Raw genomic sequence first — 22,563 nt, forward strand, 5'->3', positions numbered from 1 at the left:
TCGGATTCTTAATGTTATACCTAGTGTTGCTTAATGGGGCATAGCTGTGGCGGATATGTTCACTACAGGTTGCTTTCCTTTGGACGTTCTACTATCTATATGTAAGTCCTTATTCGTTTTTATAAGGTCAATGGCCTTATCCGAACTAATCTCTTCACCCTCGTAAAGGAACTGCGCGTCTTTTTTCGCCATGGCTATTACATGGTCTAAAGGTATTATGGTTTTTGGTGGAGCAGGTATAGCACTGACTGTTCCTTTTAGCACTACTGGACTAGGTGGCGGTGGAATAGCGCTGACCTTTCCTTTGAGGACGTTTGGCCTGTGCGGTGGGTGCGGCGGCGGCGGAATAGACCCTCTGCTTTCTGATTTATAAATACGCACTTCGGGTTGCTTAGTTGTATGCGGTATAGTTTCAACTTTTATGTCTTTTTTATTTTTAATTATTTCTAAGCCTTGTTTGGACGAAACTTTCTTTCCTTCAAAATAGTATTGAGCGTTTTTTAGCTCTGGGCCGTTTAAATACGTCGTAAGTCCTGGTGAGTTGTTCGGACTCGTTCCTTTATTATATTGATATACCTTCGTGTTTTTAGGGAAAACTATTTTTTTACCCTTAGGGCTTATCCTAATAACGGAATTCACAACATCATAAGGGTCCCGCTCCTTAATTACTTTTTGAATGGTGTTTGTAGCTTCTTCTCTTTCATTTGGAGCATCAGGCGCTCTAGGTGGCGGAGGGGGTTCAGGAAAATCTGGAAAAGGTGCTGAAGTGGTCTTTTGGTTGTCAGACATTTTAGAGAAAAGATACTCCAGTCGCTTCACGTCTTTTTTATAAATCTTCATCTTGCTGCTAGACATACTATTGTAGTGCTTGGCCAGTTTGTTATATTCGGCTAGTTCTTTTGTAGTAGCACTATCTTGTTTGGTATTAGCAGCGTTTTGCGTTTTAGAGTTAACAGGATTTTCTTTGGTTGTAAACCCTAATACAGATGTGCCATCAGCTTGTTTTATTTGAAGGATGTCCCTAGCAATAAACGCTATTCCACTATAGTTCTCCAAGGTTTTATTCGTTCCTTTTATTACATCTGCAGTAACCTTTGTTAAGCTACTACCTTCCGTTGTTACTTGTTCTTTAATCAATTTCAGCAGCTGTATAGTAAGATTTCCTTTGGCCTCAATATGAACTTCCCGCACGGAATTTGGTTTGGTGCTAACTGATTTGATAATTTGAGATAATTTTTTCGAGATATCCTCGACCGCTATAATTTCTTCGGCGATAGTTATTTCTTGTTTTTCGGTGATATAGATTTTTATAGGAGGTAGTACTTCGTTTATTTGTTCGTTAATATGGGTGCTAGATTTGAGTTGCTTTTGAACCACCTTGGTTTCACTAAATCCAAGGAGGAGTAAACTGAATAGCGGCAGCACCAGAAGACTGCGGAGTAGGATTGCTTTTTTAGAGGTTTTTGTTTTCATGATGTTAAATCGTTTTTTGATTGATGAATAATTGATGGCGTTTGCAATACTGGTGGATTCCTGTTTTTCAAAGCTGTCATGTGATAAGTAAGACAGTAAGGTGTTTTTGTAGTTGGTCTGCGATATGCCTTTTTTAATAACCGCTTGGTCTGCCAAGAACTCATGATTGAGTTTTATAGATTTTTTTAGGAAGTAAATGAAAGGGTTTACCCAAAAAATGACTTGTAGCAACTCTACAAAAATGATATCATAGCTATGTTTTTGACTTGCGTGTGTTTGTTCGTGCAGTAGTACTTCTTTTGGGATTTCGTTCGTTTCAAATTTTGATTTATTCAGAAAAATATAGCTTAGAAACGTATGGGGTGGTAATGGTTCTTTTAATAATACATAGAAAAATTGTTGCCACCGCTGTTTTGGATTGCCGTATATTCTCCTAAGGATTTGAACTAGATTTGTAAGGAACTTAACTCCGAAGAATGCCAATCCAATAAAGTAAATGGCCCATAAGAGAGGTGCTATGTCCAACACCTCTTTCTTTAAGGCCATAGGTATGCTAATTAGTTCATGCAAGCTTGCTTGTGGTATTGTGTATTCTTGGTTTGATGTGTAGTTGATAAGAGGTGCCTCAACATATTCTGTAAATACGAGTGCAGGGATAATCAATGCTCCTACCAAGGATGCCAAAAGATAAATGCGTTTGAAGGTGTGCATATTCTCATTTTCTAAACATATTTTGTAGAAAAAGTAGAATAGTGCTAGGCAGGCCGTAAATTTTAAAAGGTAGATGACCATGATTATTTCTTTTGAATTTCGCTATCAATTAGGTTTTTTAATTCCTCTAATTCCGTTTTACTCAAATTGGTTTCTTGGGTAAAGAAAGATGCAAATTGTCCTGGACTGTCGTTAAAGAAATTTTTTATGAGTCCGTTTACATGTTTAGCGAAGTAGTCTTTTTTTTTTACTAGTGGAAAGTATTCCCTACTTCTACCTAAGCTTTCATAACCTACAAAACCCTTGTCTGTCATTCTTTTTAATAGGGTGGCTACTGTAGTGGTGGCGGGTTTTGGTTGTGGATGCGCGTCTAGAAGGTCTTTCATGAAAGCCTTTTTTAACTTCCAGATGATGTTCATGAGTTCTTCTTCAGATTTTGATAGCTGCATTTGGATATGTTTATATATTACTCTACAAACATAGAGTAAATATTTTAATTCTACAAATGTAGAGTATAAAAAGTAGCGTGTTGACAAAGGGATGACTACTTAAAACAGCTATTTGTAAAGGAAAAGGAAGAGCAGTACCGCTAAGGTTAGCCGTATCGGAGAGGCTATAATGGTGGTTGTGCGGTCTTTTTGTTCCGTTCGAGTAGCTGCTTTTTAAAAACTTCCATTTGTTCTTCGGAAAAGGTGGGTAAATTGTAGGGCGTAGTTTCATGAGTACCTACCGATAGGAGTATTTTTCTATTGGCGCCTTGGAACTTCTTTCTTTTCGAAAGCTTGTTCTGCTTTAGGCGATTTATCATATCGAATATGTGTCCTCCTCCGCTCATTACTAGCTTGAGATAATGTTTATCTGTTTATAAAACTAGGTTGAATTATTTTTGTGCTTTGTAGCGGTATGTTATAGCGTGTAAATTTTAATTTTTCTACTGTCTTTTAACACCTTAGGGATAGGAATGAAAAGCCCGCATTTGCTTTTTTAGGCAAAGCGTACTTGTAATGTATAGCCCGACCCCTTTTTTAGGGGTAACGTCCTGCTGTTTCAATTCTTTTTAAAAGGCTAAGTTTGCAAGTGTAAAAGAGAGAAACATGGATGTAGCGGAACAGTTGAAAGATAGAAGTGGCGGGATATGTGAATTATGTACGGCAAGTACAGATTTGAAGGTATACGAAGTGCCACCAAAATCTACCGGAGGTGTAGATGGTAGTATGCTAATCTGTGAAACATGTAGCGGCCAAGTAGCCGATGCAGAAACCATGGATGCTAACCATTGGAGGTGTTTAAACGATAGTATGTGGAGCGAACATGACGCGGTAAAAGCTGTGGTTTGGAGAATGCTATCTCGCCTAAAGGGCGAGGGCTGGCCCAAAGATTTGTTAGAGATGATGTATTTAGATGATGCAACCTTAGAATGGGCAAAAGCCACAGGAGAGGGTGAGGATGAGTCTGAAAGAATAATTCATAGAGATGTTAACGGTGTTATCTTACAAAATGGGGATAATGTGGTACTTATAAAAGACCTCAAAATAAAAGGGTCGAGTCAAATTGCCAAGCAAGGTACAGCGGTACGCAGAATTTCTGTCGATAGAGAGAACGCGGAATATATTGAGGGTAAAGTAGGGCCCACACTCACGGTGATTATTACGAAATATGTAAAGAAGACTTCCTAGTCGCTATTTAATTCAAGGTTATTTTTTTAATGGGCTGTATTCCCTAGGTTTATGTACTTCGGTTATCTTTTTGTTCTATTCGATGAACGGATACAATAAAGGTGTCTTTTTTTTAGTTATAAGTAAGAATTAACCTACATTTTTATTATCAAATACCTTTTAGGAAACCGAGGTTAGGTAAAAAATGCAATTAAGTTATGTTGAACCCCCCAATTAGCGACATATATGAAAATATTGACCATAGACGATCAGTTTTTAGCAACCTATTTTGTACAGCGTATACTAAGTAATAGAGGGTATACGGTTAAAACCGCATCTGACGGTTTGGAAGGTGTTAAAATGTTTGAGCAATTTAAGCCAGATCTTGTAATCGTGGATTATCATATGCCTATAATGAATGGGGTTGAGGTTATAGAGTACATTAGAACTAAGAAAAACTCTAATATTCCAATTCTTATCATGTCCGGTAGTACGGATATAAACATAAAAGAAAAGGGATTTGAATTAGGTATTGCTGATTATTTGGAGAAACCAGTAGATCTAGACAAACTGGTGAGAGTCGTTTCTAGTCTTTTTGAACGCGCTAGTATTGCTATTTAGTTGTATTGTTATTCGTTCAAATGTGTTTTGTTGATTTGCTAAAAACTACCAGGTTTTAAACTAAAACAACTTAAAATGCCATACTTAATGGCGATTTCCCACGTTAGCCAATCCGCTTCGATTACGTTTAGCCAATATTTTTTATTGGCCTGATGAAATTATCATTTAAGTAAGGTGTGGTCTCCAGTCCCTTTTATTCCCTTCCAAATCTGGAATACATCCTTGCAATCCCCCTTTTTGAGTGGAATCAATCTGTTGCCTAGGAAGACCTAGTCAAAAGAGTACTTCGTTGGCTTTATTCTTTTAGGTAACTTAAACGATAGATTACCTTCTCGCAAAGACAATCGCTATAATAGCGCTTAGCCAGCTTAATTTTCATCTTTCATCAATTCCGTAAAATAGGTATAGAAATAAGGTATGGTCTCAATACCTTTTAAGTAGTTCCACACCCCAAAATGTTCGTTGGGAGAGTGTATCGCATCGCTATCCAAACCAAAGCCCATTAGAATAGTTTTACTGCCCAATTCTTGCTCGAAAAGAGCAACAATGGGAATACTACCGCCGCTGCGCTGGGGAATAGGTTTTTTGCCAAAGGTAGTTTGGTACGCTTTTGAGGCTGCTTTGTAGCCAATGGTATCTATTGGCGTTACATACCCCTGGCCGCCATGATGCGGTGTTACTTTTACGGTTACCCCTACTGGCGCGATACTTTCGAAATGTGTTTTAAACAGTTCCGTAATTTCTCTCCAATCTTGATGTGGTACCAATCGCATGGAAATTTTTGCATAGGCTTTACTGGCAATAACAGTTTTTGCACCTTCGCCTGTGTAGCCGCCCCATATACCGTTTACATCTAGTGTAGGCCTTATGGAATTCCGTTCATTCGTAGTATATCCTTTTTCCCCATAAACCGACTCAATATCCAAGGCTTTTTGATAGGCACCTAAGGAGAAAGGTGCTTTGGCCATTTCCGCACGTTCTTCCTTGGATAGTTCTTCTACTTTATCGTAAAAACCGGGAATAGTAATATGATTGTCCTCATCTTGCAATGACGTAATCATTTTGGTGAGGATATTAATGGGATTGGCCACCGCCCCGCCATAGAGTCCAGAATGCAAGTCCCTATTCGGACCTGTAACTTCTACTTCTACATAGCTCAATCCTCTTAGGCCAGTGGTTATACTGGGCACTTCATTAGCAATCATTCCGGTGTCAGAAATAAGGATGATATCGTTGGCTAGTTTTTCCTTGTTTTCGGCAACATAAACTGCTAAGTTATTGCTCCCAACTTCCTCCTCACCCTCAATCATGAATTTTACGTTACACGGAAGCTGATTTGTGTTGACCATAAGCTCCATGGCTTTTACGTGCATGTACATCTGCCCCTTGTCATCACAAGCACCTCTTGCAAATATCGCGCCTTCTGGATGTAATTCTGTTTTTTGAATAACCGGTTCAAATGGTGGTGAGTTCCAAAGATCTATGGGGTCTGGTGGTTGCACATCATAGTGCCCGTAGACCAAAATGGTAGGAAGGTCTTTATCGATAAATTTTTCTCCGTAGACAATGGGGTATCCTTTTGTTTCGTGAACCTCTACAGTGTCGCATCCTGCTTTTTCTAAGGATAATTTCACAAAGTTGGCTGCATCTAATACATTTTTCGAGTAGGCAGGGTCTGCACTTATGGACGGGATTTTAAGAAGGGATATGAGTTCGTTTAAAAAACGTTGTTTATGATTTGTAATGTAATCTGTAATTTGCTTCATAGAATATTTTAGAAAGTTTTAAAAGTACGAAAAAGAAGCTTTTTAACTAATTCTGTTTAAATAGTAATTGTAAATGGTATCGAATACTGTAGTTGCATTCTTTTTTTATTAAACAAATAAAGTCGGTTATTCTTTATTTTGTATATTTAAGTACTTCATTCCCCTCCATTATTTTTAATAATACCGACCAACATGCAAAAGAACTGTTACAGTATTGCTATGGGCAATTTTCCTTGTCTAGCTTTTATCTTCATTTTTTCATTTTTTACTTCTGCACTAGCCCAAGAACAGGTGGGCAGGCCATTGATAAACCATTATACGTACCAAGAGTATGATGGCGCACCTATAAATTGGTGGGCAATCGAAGGGGAAAACGGGTTTATGTACTTTGCCAATCAAGACAAAGTATTACAATTTGATGGCGTCAACTGGGAGTCCGTTGAAATTCCCGGTAGTTCGGTAAGATGTTTGGTGAAGGATGATAACGGGGTAATCCATGTTGGGGGTTCAAGTGAGCTCGGTTATTTGGAACCTTCCGATACAGGCATCCTAAAATTTGTATCACTACTTGATAAAATTCCAGAAGAGCATAGAAATATTACCGAGGTATGGGAAGTTAATTATTATAAGGGAAGGGTAATTTTTAGAACCGAATTCAAGCTTTATGCATGGGACGGGGAAGTTATGAAAGTAATAACCTCGGAGAATGGGCTGCATGTTGGTGACGTTGTTAATGGTGTTTATTATTTGAGAATTTGGGATGTGGGCCTCACAAGACTTACGGACGATGATACGTTTGAGCTGGTGCCCAATGGGGATAAATTTACAAGTGAACGAATCTATACGGTGCTACCTTATGATGACAAGGTGCTCGTAGGAACTAGGACCCAAGGTTTTTTTCTGTATGATGGCGTTGATTTTATCCCCTTCAAAACAGAGATAGATGAATATGTAAGAGGACAACTATATCTACCTGGATTTGCTTTGGATGACGGGCGTTACGTTTTTAACACCTTTGGAAACGGGGCCTATCTTATGGGTCATGACGGTAAGCTGTTACAGAAATATACAAAGGCAAATGGCCTACCTGACAATAGCGTTAATTATGCCTATGTGGATTCTAGGGGAGTATTATGGATGATGCACTTTAATGGGATATCGAGCACCAACTTAAATTCTAAGCTAACCTTGTTAGATGATACGGTTGGCATTTCTACTTTTGTTCGTGAAGTAAAAAGAAATGATGGGGTACTTTATTTTGCTACTAACAACGGTGTTGCGTATTTGGATGAAACTGAAAATAAGATAAAAGAGATTGCAGGGACTTTTGGCCAATTCACTAAATTTCTAAAATTCCGAAACCGGTTGTACGCTGTTAGCAACGGCATGGGGTTAGTAGAAATAAAGGACAAAGCTTGGGAGTATGTAAGGGAAAGTATCAATTATGATTTTAGGGCAGGATGGATGGCCCAATCAAAAATTGACAGTAGCAGGGTGTTTATATGGCACCAGCAAGGATTGATGAGTTTATATTTTAATGAAAATACCCGGCAGTTTGAGGAAGAATCAAATACGGGCAAGCTGAATAATTTGAATGGTTATTTTGAGAAAAAAGATGGTACGCTATGGATTAGTAATTCCGTAGCTGGCGAAGTTTTTAAAATTTTACCCAAGTATATAGATGGTCGGCTTGATTTAGACGAATCAGAATATATACCCTTTGGTGAAAACGCCGGGCTCCCAACATCTGGTGTAAGTATAAGAGGCGACGAAGAGGAAGATGAAGTATGGGTTTTTGCCTGGACTGAAAAGGAGACTTATGCATTTAATGAAGAAAACCAGCGCTTTGAGAAAAAGAAGTTCTTTTTTGATGAATTTTTAGATTGGGATAAACAAGATACCCGTGGAGACAAAACAAAAGATGGTAAAATTTGGTTTAATGCGGGATCCGGGATAATGATTGCCGAAAAAAATAAAAACGGGGAGTATGCATTTAATACAGATACGTTTAGGGAACTAAAGAATACGGTTATAGTTGCTATTAACCCAGAAGACCCTAAGCCCGACGGGTCAAGGGTTGTCTGGTTACCTGGCCCAGATGGTGTCTTTAGATATGAAGGCAAGTTGGAAAAGCCTAGTTTTCCAAAGTTTCAAGTGGCCATTAGAAAAATAACTATTGCCGGGGACTCCTTGGTTTATGGCGGTAATATTGATCTTCCTGAAAATCTTAATATTCCCTTTGATAAGAATTCAGTAACCCTAAACTATGCGGCACCCTTATTTATCGGTCAAAAGGATATAAAATACAGCACACAATTAAGCGGTTTGGACGACAAATGGTCTGAGTGGACTGCGCAAACCACACGGGAATACATAAACCTACCTGCTGGGTACTATACGTTTAAAACAAAGGCCCAAAATACTTATGGGGATATTACCGATGAAGCATCGGTTTCTTTTTCCATAAAGGCTCCTTGGTACGCAACTTGGTGGGCCTTGCTCTTATACGGATTAGCGTTTTTGGGAACAATATACCTAATTGTAAAGGCCCGCACTAGTATACTTCTAAACCAACAAAAGGTATTGGAAGATACGGTGAAAGAGCGCACCAAAGAAGCGAATCAACGTTTGAAAGAATTAGCAACTGTAAATCAGGTAAGTCAAGCTCTTACCGAAAAATTACAGCTGAACGATTTAATTCAACTGGTAGGCGATGAAATGAAAAAGCTCTTTAAATCGGACATTACCTATTTGGCCATTTTAGACCCTGATACAAACATTATTAACTTCCCGTACCAAGATGGTGATGTAATGGAACCCATGACCTACGGGCAGGGTCTGACTTCCCAAATTATTAAAACAAGGCAGCCTTTATTGCATAACAAGGATGCGGATATTAATGCGGAGTTTGATAAAATAGGGGTGAAGAACACCGGAAAGCAGGCAGTTTCCTATTTGGGTGTTCCCATTCCTGTAGAAGATTCGGTCATTGGGGTCTTAAGCGTACAGAGTATTCAACAAGAAAGTAGGTTTAACGAGCAAGATAAAAACCTCCTAAAAACCATAGCCATAAATGTAGGTATTGCACTGCATAATGCGGAATTATACGAAGAGGCTAAAGAAGCAAAGGCGAAGGCAGAGGATGCCAACGAGGCAAAAAGTGCCTTCCTATCTACCGTAAGTCACGAGCTTAGAACGCCCCTGACATCCGTTCTCGGTTTTGCTAAAATTATACGTAAACGTTTGGATGATAAGATATTTCCCGCGGTTACCGTTCAAAATCAAAAAATCAAACGAACCATGAAACAGGTTAGCGAAAACCTAAATGTGGTGGTATCTGAAGGGGAACGCCTTACCAATCTTATCAATGATGTGCTAGATCTCGCAAAAATAGAATCTGGCAAGATGGAGTGGAATATGCGGCCCGTATTTCTGCAAGATGTTATACACCGTGGCATAGCGGCTACGTCAGCATTGTTCGAGCAAAAAGGGCTGAAGCTAAAGAAGAATATTCCCGAAGATTTACCTATTATAAAAGCGGATGAAGATAAATTAATTCAAGTAATCATCAACCTTTTATCCAATGCCGTAAAGTTTACGGAGAAAGGAACCGTGATGCTTGAAGCCTATCAAGAGAAAGGACAACTTATTTTTGAGGTTCAGGATACCGGTATTGGGGTTGCTGAAGAAGACAGACACAAGATATTTGAACGTTTTAGGCAGGCTGGCGATACCTTAACAGATAAGCCACAGGGAACCGGGCTAGGGCTTCCTATTTGTAGAGAAATTATTGAGCACCATGGTGGTATCATCTGGATGAAGAGTGAGTTTAACGTAGGCAGTACCTTTTTCTTTTCCATACCTATGTTGGGAGAAGCGGCCGCGCAAGAACCCATACAATTAGATCGAATTCTTAGAAGTCTTAAGAAACAGATCAGCCATACATCAAAGAAAAAGGCAGATGGCAAGGCCACTATTTTGGTTGTGGACGACGATACGCCCATACGATCCCTATTGCGCCAAGAACTGACGGATACTGGCTACAGAGTTCGTGAGGCTGCAAATGGCAAAGCGGCTTTGGATATGGTACGATTAGAGAAGCCCGATCTGATAATTCTAGATGTTATGATGCCGGAAATCAATGGTTTTGATGTAGCGGCTGTATTAAAGAACGATCCAGCTACCATGGATATTCCTATTATTATTCTATCTATTGTTCAAGACAAGGAACGTGGTTTTAGAATTGGGGTAGACCGCTATTTAACCAAGCCTATAGATACCGAAAAACTGTTTCGCGAAGTAGATGAATTATTGGAGCAAGGGGTGTCTAAAAAGAAAGTGCTTGTGGTTGATGAGGATGCCTCTGCCGTAAAGTCATTGACAGATGTGCTTAGCGCAAGGGGCTACAAAGTAATGGAGGCGAGTTCGAAAAACTTGTTGGAGACCGCCAGTGAATCTAGACCAGATATTATTATGTTGAATTCCGTTTACAATGGCGATAAAAACTTTATAAAGGATCTAAAGATTCAAAAAGGGATGGAGAATGTGATGTTCTTTGTTTATGAATAAAGGACCAAACCACAACGGCTAAAAAAACAATCTATGAATAAAAAAGTATTAATTGTTGACGATGAACCCCATATTAGAATGCTTATTGAGCAAACGTTAGAGGATTTGGAAGATGAGGGCGTAGAGCTGTTGATGGCTGAAAACGGAGAACAAGCGCTACAAATTATTGAAAAGGAAAGGCCCAATTTAGTTTTTCTAGATGTGATGATGCCTAAAATGAACGGTATGGAAGTATGCCAAAAGGTAAAGAAAGAGTTACATCTAACGGAAGTTTATATTATCCTCTTAACGGCAAAAGGGCAAGAAGTAGATCGACAAAAGGGCTTAGATATGGGAGCAGATAAATATATGACGAAGCCCTTTGATCCGGACGAGATGTTGGCCATTGCAGAAGAAATTATAAATAGCTAATGCGGTATGAATCAAAAATCAAACTCCTTGTGGACTAGGGCATTGAAAAATGTGCTTCAAAAAGACAAAGAATCCATATCCTTGTTAGCGCAATCAGCTGCTTTGTTAAAGGTAGATTTTTTAGTGGTAGACGCAACGAATAGGGTGCTTTGGGGTACGGTTAGTAAAGAGCACACGTACAGTGTTGAAATCATCTGTGATTCTTTATCCTTAGGTATATTCAAGTCCACTACGAAAGCAGGGAAATATATTTTTGATTTAATAAAAATTTTTCTATCCAAAGAGTTTGAAAAGAAAAGTATTGGTAAGGAAGTACTGAGTTTGTACCGAGAAATAAATATGATTTACGATTTATCAGAGATGATTTCCGAAAAAATCGATACGATTTCAATTGCAGAGATTGCTTTGCGAGAATCTTCACAGATTATAGGGTCTACCCATGGTCTATTTCTTATGTATGATCCTGATGAAGATAAAGTAACGGAGTTGGCATCGTTTGGGGATAACCCCAATAGCCAAAAAAATATAAAAGACCAGAACGAAGTGCTGAAAGCACTTATTTTAAGAGGTAGCGCTGCCATAGTGCCAGAGAATAGGATTAAGGATAATCTTCCCATTCAACACCTAAAGGCAGTTATGTATGCCCCGTTAAAGGTGAAGCATAGAACCTTAGGTATGGTAATTTTAGGCCATGAGGAGAAAAAAGAATTTACTGCAGCAGAGCTTAAATTACTAACTACAATTACCTTGCAATCGGCATCTGCTATAGAAAGTGCCCATCTTTATCAAAAAGGACTAAAAGAGGCAAATGACAGGGAGGAAGCTATACGCGAGATACATGAGGTAAGTCAGAAATTTGTGCCTTCCGAATTTTTAAAATCCCTAGGCAAGGATAATATTACGGAGGTGCGCTTGGGCGATTTGGTAGAAAGAGAAGTAACGGTGGTGTTTGCAGATATTAGGGAATTTACTGCGGTATCGGAGAAGATGAGCCCCAAGGAAAATTTTTTGTTCGTCAATGCATTCAACAATAAAATGGGCCCCATTATCAGAAAGAATAATGGGTTTATATTGCAATATTTGGGAGATGGCTTTATGGCGCTCTTTCCTAAGGGGTCTCAAAATGCAATTACGGCTTCAGTTGAAATGCAAAAGGAGTTGCATGACTATAATACAGAGCGCAAAGCAAAAAGCAGGCTACCCATTAAAGTTGGTGTGGGCATGCAGAACGGCAAGCTGATTATGGGGATTACAGGAGATATAAAGCGTTTAGATGCCGCGATTATTTCCGATACGGTGAATACCGCTGCAAGGGTCGAAGGTCTTTCCAAACATTACGGAACCTCTATTTTATTGACAAAAGAGTGCAAGGATGATCTTACCCATCCAGATGAATTTGATTTTAGATATTTAGGACCTGTGCAGCTAAAGGGAAAACAAAACTCCATAGACCTTTATGAATGTATAAATGGGGACACTGAACTACTATTTAACCACAAGCTGAATACCCTGTCTACATTTAATGAGGCCATGAACTTGTTTTTTAATAAGGAGTTTGCCATGGCGGCCGTTACGTTTCAGCAGATATTTAAAATGAATACTGACGACCAGACTTCAAAATTATTTCTTAATAAATCGGCACATCTTATCACACAGGAAATAGAGGAGAATTGGAAAGGTGTAGAACTGATGAATACCAAATAATTTCTAATTTATTGTTTGGATTCTTACTATGAATTCTCTTCAAAAGTTTTTATCTATACGTTTTAAAACTGAAAAATTACTTTATATTTGCACTCCGTTAATAAAACGGAAATGCAGGCGTGGTGGAATTGGTAGACACGCTAGACTTAGGATCTAGTGCCGCAAGGTGTGAGAGTTCGAGTCTCTCCGCCTGTACAAAGGGAAAGCCGACTTTTAGGAGTTGGCTTTTTTAGTTCTGGGTACAACATTTTGATAATTGGTTACCCATAATTAAAGAAGAGTGAAGTAGTAGTTTGAAAATGAAGTGAATCAAAACACGACTTATAATCAGGGAGTTCATAGTCCAATCCTATGTCTGACTTATTAAGTACCAATCGGTTAAAGTAAAATGTAACTGCTTTTTTAATTCAATGGCGTGCTTATTGTGTGCTTTTTTAAATTTGAACATCCGCGTTTTCTTATCATAATCCAATTCTGGCAGGCAAGAGCTCACCGGTTCGACTCCTGTATTCTCCATCAAGTATAACAGGGCTCCCAAGAAATTGGAAGTTTTTTTGTTTTAGCGTTGCACGCAGATTGCACGCGGATTTTTAAGTATTCCTTTGATCATTCAAGTCTATCTGAAATAAAACCAATTAAGTCTTCTTGATAATTATTGGTACCAAAACCAACAGTTGGGATTCTTTGAATATTTTAAATTTCGGGTGTTCAATACAGTGTTTATAGAAAAAAATGAGAATTAGTCATAAAGAAACCGTCTTTTTAAGAGAACATATATCTTTTATTATCGCTAACCGTAGAATAAAGATGATAGAAAGAAATCGAATAACGATTAGAGGGAACTTCGCAACTATTGATCAAACCGATAAGCATAATTTAAAGTTATTCTGTCCTAGTGAATAATCATCTTTTATAGCCTTTTAAGTCACCTGAAAAATGCTAGCTTTTTACGGAAGATGTATTCTGTAAAGAGTAACTTCATCATACGTGTCGTAACAATTGTAACTGCACGGCTTTTCTGAACCCTATGAAAATTCATGGTTCAGAAAAGCCGTGCGTAAACAAATTAGACAACTGTTGTAAAATATTTTAACGACATTATATATGCTGTAAAAGTAGTGTCCTGATTATCAATAGGTTGTTTTATGGTATGATATTGGCCCCAATATTTTAAAATACGGATGCAAATTTATGAACAAACTTTTTCTAAAAATTGCTGTGCGGTATTTATTAAAGAATAAATGCTACTCCTTCATTAATATTTTTGGATTGGCTATCGGCATAGCCACTTTTTTGTTCATTATATTCTATGTGAATTATGAACAGAGCTATGACAAATTTGAGGGTTCTGGGAATGTTTATAGCACCTATCTTGATAATTTGTAGGGCGACACTTTTATGCCAATGGCACAAACCTATAATTCATCCGGACCTACCTTAAAACAGAAATTCCCAGAAGTCTTGGATTATGTTCGTTTCTTTTATTTTAAAAAAATGACTTTTAAAGTTGGAGATATGATACTGGAACAATCCTTAGGTTCATTGGCTGATCCATCTTACTTTAATATTTTTAATTATCCGCTTTTAAAGGGTGAAAAGAAGTCCACGCTAATTGAACCTTATACTATTCTCCTTTCTGAATCCTTTGCTAAAAAAATTTTTGGTGAGCAGAATCCAATGCAAAAAACAATTACAGCATATAGGGATGGGGTAGAAGCACTACTCCCTGTTACTGGGGTTATAAAAGATGTGCCTGAAAATGCACACTACAGAAATACATTCCTGATTTCTTATGAAATAGAGAAAACATGGATATACTATGGCCAAGAGATACACAAACTTAATTGGAATTTTGAGAACTATTGTACGTACATCAAATTAGCTAACAATACCAGCCCAGCCCTTTTACGTCAAAAAAATACTTGATAGTATATTAAAAAAAAATGTCCAACGGCATATCATAGAGGCAATTGAAGAGATATATTTAAACTCTGATAAAAGATATGAAGTTTTAGTAAATGGCAGTGTTGCCAGAGTGAAGTTGCTGCAGGCCATAGCCTTTATCATTCTTATTCTTTCCTGGCTGGACTTTGTCAATTTATCTGCCACAAAATCAATGGAACGAGCCAAAGAAACCGGAATCATAAAAGTGGCAGGAGCTCAGAAATCACAACGTATCATCCAATCCCTTGTAGAATCAACTCTAATTAATTTAATTTCTATTTCTATTGCTCTAATTTTAGTTGTAATATTTTTGCCGCTATACAATAGCACTACAGGAAAAGAGCTGAGCTTTGAGCTTATAAATATCACCTCTATTTTGCCCTATTTTCTGTTAGTTCTCTTTGGAATAATTGTGGCTGGTATTTATCCTGCCCTATTGCTAAGTAGTTATGCACCCGTAAAAGCATTGAAAGGTAAAATACAGACTTCTTCACAAGGTTTAAATATCAGGAAAGGTCTAATTATCACTCAATTTTCAGCAACAATCATTTTATTGATAGGAACCATAGTGGTGACCAAATAGATTAATTTTTTAGAGAACCAGCCTATCGGTACCAATATTAATCCAGTTATTGCCTTAAAAGGAGACGTGTTAACGGGCGTGTCGGATTCGTTGATTTTCAATGACTTTAAAGTGTTGGAGGATGAGCTAAATAACGTAGCTTTTATAGACAAAATAGCCATCACACAAACCTATCCTGGTGATAGTTTTGATAATCTACCGTCATTCAAGGGTATCGTACTTCCGAATGGTTTAGAGAACAAAACCTTTTATACGTACCATGCGCAACCAGATTATTTTGATTTAGTTGGCATCTCTTTTGTAGCAGGCAAAACTTTTATACCGTCAGCGAGTGGCAGTAGTAATCAAGTTGTGGTGAATGAAACTTTTCTAAAAGAGATGGGAATTACATCTGGTGAGGAAATAATTGGTAAAACATTGGCATTTTGGGGGAATGACGAATGGATAGTAACCGGAGTATTGAAAGACCATCACCATTTTGGACTAAAAAATAAGATTTAACCTATGTTGATACGGCATACAAAACAAGTTATTAAGCTTAACCTTTTGGTTAAACTTACCGTATCCAAGGCATCGGTTACCGGATTAAATAATTCAATAGCTCAGATTCAAGGAAAATGGAATCAGATTTTTCCAGAAAGCACCTTCAATTATACTTTTTTAGACCAGAATTTTGAAGCACAGTACAAGAAAGATATGGCTTTTGGAGCTGCCTTTCAGATTTTTACCGCTTTAGCTATACTGATTGCAGCCATGGGGCTTTTTGGGCTTACTTCTTACACAGTAGTGCAACGAAAAAAGGAAATAGGCATGCCTAAGGTAAACGGAGGGACAATACCACAAGTGCTTGCACTTTTAAATAAGGATTTTATAAAATGGGTGGGCGTTGCTTTTGTTATTGCAGTTCCTATTTCTTGGTATGCCATGAACCAATGGTTAGAAGGTTTTGGTAACTATATAAGTAGTGAGTCTTCCCATAGATTCTAGCAGTTGCTTTACTGCACAGCTTCTGAAGAAATTATTTCAATGAGTAAAGCTGCAACTTTATCCAATCAAAACGTAGAAGTATTTAGAAAAGAGTGTATTGCTATATGGGAATAATTACTCCTCCAATAAATCCTTTATTTCAACAAATTCCACATCAATAGCAGTTTTAGTCTCCATCGCGACTATTCCATTAAAATTAGAATCAAAATCAAAGGATTTAAAATAAAAACGTTTATTATAATACATACCGTATTCTTCAAAAACTTTTAGTTGTTTCAAGTCTATCAAAGTACAGCCAGCTGCTTTTAACAACGCTTCTTTACGTACCCAAAACCAATAAAACCGCTCTAAAGAATCTGTAGCATCTAAAATAGAATTCCACTCAACTTCTGTAAATAAATAGTTGAATAATTTTAAATCAACAGTCTTTTTTCTCTCAATATCAATACCTACAGAAAAATCGGTACTAAATATTATAGCAACGTACCCATTACTATGAGAAATAGAGAAATTATGATGAATAAAACTCGGTTTTCCTTGTTCAGAATAGCGTATTTCTTCTAACAAAGAGGCTGGAAGTCCGTTTTCAAACAATACTTTTCTTAACAAGAGGCGCCCAGTACTATAACTCAATGAACTCTCTTCGTCTAAATACCTCTGTGCCCTTTCTTGATAAGCCTTTGGAAGGTTTTTAAGTAACAGTTCCTTCGTGATAACAGCTCTGTTTTTAGGTATCTTAACGATTTTTACTTTTTGCATTTGCTAGGTATTAAGAAATATTTATAATAAAACATAAAGCACTTTGATTTATAATTTATTTCTTTGTTACCTAGACGGTACCATTATTAAAAAAACAGTACCATTTAAACAAATTTAGGGAAATTATATGATTACGAAAGAATATATCGTAGCGATAACCACTCAATTATACTTAAAAAATGGTGTAAAAGCGGTCACTATTGCAGACATCACTAAAGAATTGAGTACTTCTAAACGGACGATATATAATCATTTTATAGATAAAACTGATTTAATGCAAACCTGTATAGAACAATATTTGGCTGGTATTAGGAGTAATAACGATGAAATTATAAACACCTGTAATTCTGCTATTGAAGCGTTGGGAATGATTCATCAACAGATTTTAAAAAGAGCGGATTATAGCAATGCCAACTTTTACAAGGAGATACTAAAGTATTTTCCTAGTGTCCTAAAAGATTCTTATGAAAAGAATTCAAAATTCGCCTTTCGCGAATTACTTTATTTAGCAAAATGGGGCGTAAAAGAGGGTTTATTTAGAAAAGATTTAGATCCTGAAGTTACAATGGCTACGGTTCAAACATTGCTGAAATTATGTAACAATTCAAAAGTATTTTCGTCAGGACAATTTTCTAAAGCCAGGCTTACTGAAGGCATTATGGTCGTTTACCTAAGAGGCTTGTGTACCGAAAAAGGCCTTTTAGAAGTTGAAAAACAGAAACATCTATACTTAACAATAGACTAAAAATTATGGACACTATTAACAGTTCACTTAAAAAAACACCAGTAGCAATTATTGGTCTGTCGGCAATGTTTGCTGATGCCAGCAATGTAGAAGAATATTGGAATAATATTATCAATCAGAAAGATAGTATTGTCGATGTTCCAGAATCGCGTTGGAAAATAGAGGATTACTACGATGCAGACCCTACAACAGCAGATAAAACCTATTGTAAAAGAGGAGGGTTTATTCCTGATGTTAACTTTAATCCAATGGAATTTGGTTTACCCCCCAATATTTTAGAAGTTACGGATGTGTCTCAATTATTGTCCTTAATAGGGGCTAGAGATGCATTTGAAGATGCTGGTTATGGCAGGGAATCGGCCAAGTTTACAGCGTTGTTAAAAGAAAAAACCGGCGTGATTTTAGGTGTTGGTGGTGGTCAAAAATTAATTACGCCGCTGACCTCAAGATTACAAGCTCCTATTTGGGAAAAAGCCCTAAAAAGTAGTGGCATCAGCGATGCTGATATTCCACATATTATAGAAAAAATGAAGAAAGCATATGTTGGATGGAATGAAAATTCCTTTCCTGGTATGTTAGGGAATGTTATCTCTGGTCGAATTACAAATCGTTTTGACTTAGGGGGCATTAATTCTGTTGTGGATGCAGCTTGTGCGGCCTCACTTTCTGCTATAAAAATGGCGGTCTCGGAATTGATTGAAGGACGATGTGATATGATGCTTACTGGAGGTGTCGATACAGATAACTCTCCTTTTATGTATATGTCCTTCTCAAAAACTCCGGCGTTTTCTCAAAAAGGAAGTATTCGTCCTTTTGATACCGACTCTGACGGCATGTTGATTGGAGAAGGAATTGGAATGTTAGTCTTAAAAAGATTAGAAGATGCAGAACGTGATGGGGATCGAATTTACGGTTTACTTACTGGAGTAGGTTCTTCTAGTGATGGCCGCTATAAATCGGTTTATGCGCCACGTCCTCACGGTCAGGCTTTGGCGATGCAACGTGCTTATGACGAGGCAGGCTACGATGCTTCTACGGTAAAATTAATTGAAGGTCACGGCACTGCAACAGGAGCCGGAGATGCTGCTGAGTTTGAGTCAATGTCTATGGTTTTTGGCAAAAGTGACACGACAAAAAATCATATTGCCATTGGTTCTGTAAAATCGCAAATAGGGCATACAAAATCGGCTGCAGGTGCTGCTGGAATGATAAAAGCGGCTTTAGCTTTATATCATAAAGTGTTGCCAGGTACCATAAACGTTACCAAGCCTCATGAAAAATTCGGGATTGAAAATTCTCCTTTTTATGTCAATGCAGAAACCAGACCTTGGTTTAAAAACGGTGTACCTCGTAGAGCTGGGATATCCGCTTTTGGATTTGGTGGTGTGAACGTCCATTTTGCTATGGAAGAATATGAAAACAAAACGTCCTTTACAGATAGAATACATCAAACATTTCACAGTATTTACTTAAAAGCGTCTGACGCTAGTGGTTTATTAACGCATCTGAAAAACACAATTGTTGGGTTGAATTCGAATGAAGCAACTACGGCGTTTTATAAGTTAAAAGAGAGTTCTAAGCAAGGCACTGCAAAACAAAACGAAGCGCGTTTAGGTTTTGTTGCAGAATCTTTAGAGGATTGTATTTCTAAACTAGAAATTGCAGTCAAACAATTAGAAAATAATAAGGACGCTTGGTCGCACCCAAAGGAAATATTCTTTAGACCAAACGGAGTTTCAAGCAGCATAAAAGTGGCTTCATTATTCTCTGGTCAGGGTTCTCAATATGCTAATATGGCAAAAGAGGCGACGAGTAGTTTTGAAACACTACAACAAACAATTGCTGCTTTTGATGCTAAAAAAGGATACGATTTAGCAACTAAAATATATCCAAAACCTGTGTTTACAGCGGAGGATAAAGAGAGCTTAGAAAAAAATATTACAAATACAGAGTTTGCGCAACCTGCAATAGGTGCCATAAGTTTAGGGTACTACAAAATCTTTAAAAATGCAGGTCTTGTAAGTGATATGATGGCCGGGCATAGTTTTGGTGAGCTTACGGCACTTTGTGCATCGGGCGCACTCAGCGAAAGTGATTATATGACACTAGCGATTGCTCGTGGTAAGGCTATGGCAGGTAAAAATGCAAGTGGAGATGCTGGTATGATGTTAGCTGTTAAAGCTGCTACTTCTGAAATTCAGCCATTAATTGCTGGTAATCCGGGGGTTTCTATTGCAAATATTAATGCCTCAAACCAACTCGTTTTAGGCGGAACAACAGAAGGTATAACGAAAGCAAAAACGCTGTTAGATACTAGAAACTACCGTTCTGTTATATTACCTGTTTCTGCAGCTTTTCATACGGACTGTGTTGGTCATGCACAACAGCCTTTTGAAAAAAGCATACAGGCTATAGAATTCTCAAGCCCAGTGATTCCTGTGTATTCAAATTCGACAGGAAATGCCTACCCAACGGAGACTCCTGAAATTAAAAATATCTTAGCGCAACATATTTTAAATACGGTCGATTTTAAAACTGAAATTGAAAATATGTACGCTGCTGGTGCGCGCGTTTTTGTTGAATTTGGGCCTAAGTCTATTTTGACTAATCTCGTAAAAGACATCTTAGCTGATAAAGAACATTTCGTGGTGGCAACAAATGCAAAAGCAACTAAAAACAGTGATTTACAAATTAGAGAGGCTGCCGTACAATTACAAGTTTTAGGATGTGAATTAGGTGCCATTGACAGTAATGCACGTCGGGTAGCAATACCTTTAGTACAACCAAAAATGGCGGTGAAAATAGCGGGTAATAATTATGTGAGTCCTGCAACGCAAAAAGTGTATAATGACGTTTTAAACAACGGATTTAAAGTGAGCGGCGCTACAGAAATTATTAGAACCGTAGAAGTGATTAAGGAAGTGATAAAAGAGGTTCCTGTCGCTATAAATAAAATCAGTACAGACCAAGTTACAGAAGAAGATATGACGGCAACGATTATTAAAAGCGCTATTGATGGCATTAAGGAAAATCAATCTAAAACATTAGATATGTTCCAAACCATTTTGACGGAACAGAACAAACAAACGGCGCAATTATTAGCCCTTTTATCAGATAATTTTGGAGGGGAACAAAACCCTGAAAATACTGCTGCAGTTGCTATTAAAACACCCGCTGCCGCTAGTCCTTCAGCTCCTCCAGCTACAGCTACAGCTCAAATAGTTGAACCTATTAAGCCTGCTGCGATACCCGTAATTGAATCCACCTTACCACCCCAAGGGAATTCAGAAATGTTAGACCTTATGTTAAGCGTCGTTGCGGACAAAACAGGCTATCCTGCTGAAATGTTAGAATTGAGTATGGATATGGAAGCGGATTTAGGAATCGATTCTATCAAACGTGTGGAGATTTTTGGCGCGATCACTGAGCAATCAGATAAATTATCAGACATCAACCCTAACGACTTAACAGAACTAAGGACGCTACAAGAAATTGTGGATTATATTTCTGCTAAAGCAGGAATTAGCGCTACCACAAGCACTGCTGCTCCTAGTGTTGTTCCAGTAGCTCAAACAGATGAAACCACCAAGCCTATTGCAACACCAGTCGTTGAACACGTTGTATCTACTGAAGGAAATTCAGAAATGCTCGACCTTATGTTAACCGTCGTTGCCGATAAAACAGGCTACCCCGCTGAAATGTTAGAACTAAGTATGGATATGGAGGCCGATTTAGGAATCGACTCTATCAAACGTGTGGAGATTTTTGGTGCGATTACTGAGCAATCAGATAAATTAACAGACATCAACCCTAACGATTTAACAGAGCTTAGAACATTGCAAGAAATTGTGGATTATATTTCTACAAAAGCTGGAATTAGTACTACTACTAGAACTGCTGCACCTAGTGTTGCTCCAGTAAATCAAATAGTTGAAGCAATGAATTCTGTGGCCACGCCAGTCGTTGAACACGTGGTGCCTACGGAAGGAAATTCGGAAATGTTAAACCTTATGCTAAGCGTTGTTGCTGACAAAACAGGCTACCCTGCTGAAATGTTAGAATTAAGTATGGATATGGAAGCCGATTTAGGAATCGATTCTATCAAACGTGTGGAGATTTTTGGTGCGATTACTGAGCAATCAGATAAATTAACCGATATCAACCCTAACGACCTAACAGAATTAAGAACGTTACAAGAAATTGTGGATTATATTTCTACAAAGGCCGGAATTAGCCCTACTTCTGCACCTGTTGCTGAACCTCTTGTAAATACAGATTCTATTGCAATACCGATCGTAGAAACAGCCGTGCCGACTGAAGGAAACTCCGAAATGCTAGACCTTATGCTAAGCGTCGTTGCTGACAAAACAGGCTACCCTGCTGAAATGTTAGAGCTAAGTATGGATATGGAAGCAGATTTAGGAATCGACTCTATCAAACGTGTGGAGATTTTTGGCGCGATTACTGAGCAATCAGATAAATTAACAGACATCAACCCGAATGACCTCACAGAACTTAGAACATTACAAGAGATTGTGGATTACATTTCTGCCAAAGCAGGAGGGGTTATTAAAAAAAAAAATCTCAGCCTAGCTTAAGTGTAGAGCAAAACAATACGGTAATCAAGGAGACTAC

General features: G+C 37.9%; 17 protein-coding genes and 1 tRNA gene. 13 read left to right on the forward strand and 5 right to left on the reverse strand.

Features of this window, described 5'->3' with window-relative positions; all coding sequences use genetic code 11:
* Window positions 1-30 precede the first annotated feature (30 nt).
* The 3 genes from Q360_RS0117055 to Q360_RS0117065 all read right to left on the reverse strand — a co-directional run bounded on the left by Q360_RS0117055 (window position 31) and on the right by Q360_RS0117065 (window position 3,019).
* Window positions 31-2,184 (reverse strand): M56 family metallopeptidase, encoded by a 2,154-nt coding sequence (locus Q360_RS0117055; protein WP_027078152.1) that lies wholly within the window; start codon window positions 2,182-2,184, stop codon window positions 31-33.
* Between the two features lie 83 nt (window positions 2,185-2,267).
* A complete protein-coding gene (locus Q360_RS0117060) occupies window positions 2,268-2,633 on the reverse strand; it encodes a BlaI/MecI/CopY family transcriptional regulator (protein ID WP_027078153.1) in 366 nt (121 codons plus the stop codon).
* A gap of 164 nt (window positions 2,634-2,797) precedes the next feature.
* Window positions 2,798-3,019 (reverse strand): hypothetical protein, encoded by a 222-nt coding sequence (locus Q360_RS0117065; RefSeq protein WP_027078154.1) that lies wholly within the window; start codon window positions 3,017-3,019, stop codon window positions 2,798-2,800.
* 259 nt (window positions 3,020-3,278) lie between these two features.
* Between Q360_RS0117065 and Q360_RS0117070 the strand changes: the two genes are divergently transcribed.
* Together Q360_RS0117070 and Q360_RS0117075 are read left to right on the forward strand one after the other, a co-directional pair.
* Window positions 3,279-3,860: a PhnA domain-containing protein gene (locus Q360_RS0117070; RefSeq protein ID WP_027078155.1), complete on the forward strand. Its 582-nt coding sequence runs from the start codon at window positions 3,279-3,281 to the stop codon at window positions 3,858-3,860.
* A 225-nt stretch (window positions 3,861-4,085) separates the two neighbouring features.
* Window positions 4,086-4,460, forward strand: coding sequence for a response regulator (locus Q360_RS0117075; protein ID WP_027078156.1), 375 nt, complete (start codon window positions 4,086-4,088; stop codon window positions 4,458-4,460).
* Between the two features lie 368 nt (window positions 4,461-4,828).
* Here the strand turns inward: Q360_RS0117075 and Q360_RS0117080 are convergent, their stop codons facing one another.
* Window positions 4,829-6,226, reverse strand: a complete 1,398-nt coding sequence (locus Q360_RS0117080; RefSeq protein WP_027078157.1) for a dipeptidase — start codon at window positions 6,224-6,226, stop codon at window positions 4,829-4,831.
* Window positions 6,227-6,418: 192 nt separating this feature from the next.
* Between Q360_RS0117080 and Q360_RS0117085 the strand changes: the two genes are divergently transcribed.
* From Q360_RS0117085 to Q360_RS0117125, 9 genes are all read left to right on the forward strand, one after another.
* Window positions 6,419-10,795: a response regulator gene (locus Q360_RS0117085; RefSeq protein ID WP_027078158.1), complete on the forward strand. Its 4,377-nt coding sequence runs from the start codon at window positions 6,419-6,421 to the stop codon at window positions 10,793-10,795.
* A gap of 33 nt (window positions 10,796-10,828) precedes the next feature.
* Window positions 10,829-11,206: a response regulator transcription factor gene (locus Q360_RS0117090; protein ID WP_027078159.1), complete on the forward strand. Its 378-nt coding sequence runs from the start codon at window positions 10,829-10,831 to the stop codon at window positions 11,204-11,206.
* 6 nt (window positions 11,207-11,212) lie between these two features.
* Complete coding sequence (locus Q360_RS0117095) at window positions 11,213-12,910, forward strand: adenylate/guanylate cyclase domain-containing protein (protein WP_027078160.1); 1,698 nt, start codon at window positions 11,213-11,215, stop codon at window positions 12,908-12,910.
* A 113-nt stretch (window positions 12,911-13,023) separates the two neighbouring features.
* A tRNA-Leu gene (locus Q360_RS0117100) sits at window positions 13,024-13,105 on the forward strand.
* A gap of 996 nt (window positions 13,106-14,101) precedes the next feature.
* A complete protein-coding gene (locus Q360_RS0117105; protein ID WP_027078161.1) occupies window positions 14,102-14,296 on the forward strand; it encodes an ABC transporter permease in 195 nt (64 codons plus the stop codon).
* Window positions 14,297-14,314: 18 nt separating this feature from the next.
* Window positions 14,315-14,836 carry an ABC transporter permease gene (locus Q360_RS0117110; protein WP_156950155.1) on the forward strand — a complete coding sequence of 174 codons (522 nt, stop codon included), beginning with the start codon at window positions 14,315-14,317 and terminating at the stop codon, window positions 14,834-14,836.
* A gap of 109 nt (window positions 14,837-14,945) precedes the next feature.
* Window positions 14,946-15,437 (forward strand): ABC transporter permease, encoded by a 492-nt coding sequence (locus Q360_RS26200; RefSeq protein WP_316931543.1) that lies wholly within the window; start codon window positions 14,946-14,948, stop codon window positions 15,435-15,437.
* A gap of 66 nt (window positions 15,438-15,503) precedes the next feature.
* On the forward strand, window positions 15,504-15,938 hold the full coding sequence (locus tag Q360_RS0117120; RefSeq protein ID WP_169734669.1) for an ABC transporter permease: 435 nt from the start codon (window positions 15,504-15,506) through the stop codon (window positions 15,936-15,938).
* A gap of 45 nt (window positions 15,939-15,983) precedes the next feature.
* On the forward strand, window positions 15,984-16,424 hold the full coding sequence (locus tag Q360_RS0117125) for an ABC transporter permease (RefSeq protein WP_211251602.1): 441 nt from the start codon (window positions 15,984-15,986) through the stop codon (window positions 16,422-16,424).
* A 114-nt stretch (window positions 16,425-16,538) separates the two neighbouring features.
* Here Q360_RS0117125 and Q360_RS0117130 read toward each other — a convergent pair whose 3' ends face one another.
* Window positions 16,539-17,183 (reverse strand): 4'-phosphopantetheinyl transferase family protein, encoded by a 645-nt coding sequence (locus Q360_RS0117130; protein WP_027078166.1) that lies wholly within the window; start codon window positions 17,181-17,183, stop codon window positions 16,539-16,541.
* A gap of 127 nt (window positions 17,184-17,310) precedes the next feature.
* On the opposite strand from Q360_RS0117130, the gene Q360_RS0117135 reads away from it, so the two are divergent.
* Both Q360_RS0117135 and Q360_RS23780 read left to right on the forward strand, forming a co-directional pair.
* Complete coding sequence (locus Q360_RS0117135) at window positions 17,311-17,928, forward strand: TetR/AcrR family transcriptional regulator (RefSeq protein ID WP_027078167.1); 618 nt, start codon at window positions 17,311-17,313, stop codon at window positions 17,926-17,928.
* A gap of 5 nt (window positions 17,929-17,933) precedes the next feature.
* Window positions 17,934-22,526, forward strand: coding sequence for a type I polyketide synthase (locus Q360_RS23780; protein ID WP_051554791.1), 4,593 nt, complete (start codon window positions 17,934-17,936; stop codon window positions 22,524-22,526).
* Window positions 22,527-22,563 lie beyond the last annotated feature (37 nt).

This window comes from Maribacter antarcticus DSM 21422, from assembly GCF_000621125.1.
GTDB classification, from domain to species: Bacteria; Bacteroidota; Bacteroidia; order Flavobacteriales; family Flavobacteriaceae; genus Maribacter; species Maribacter antarcticus.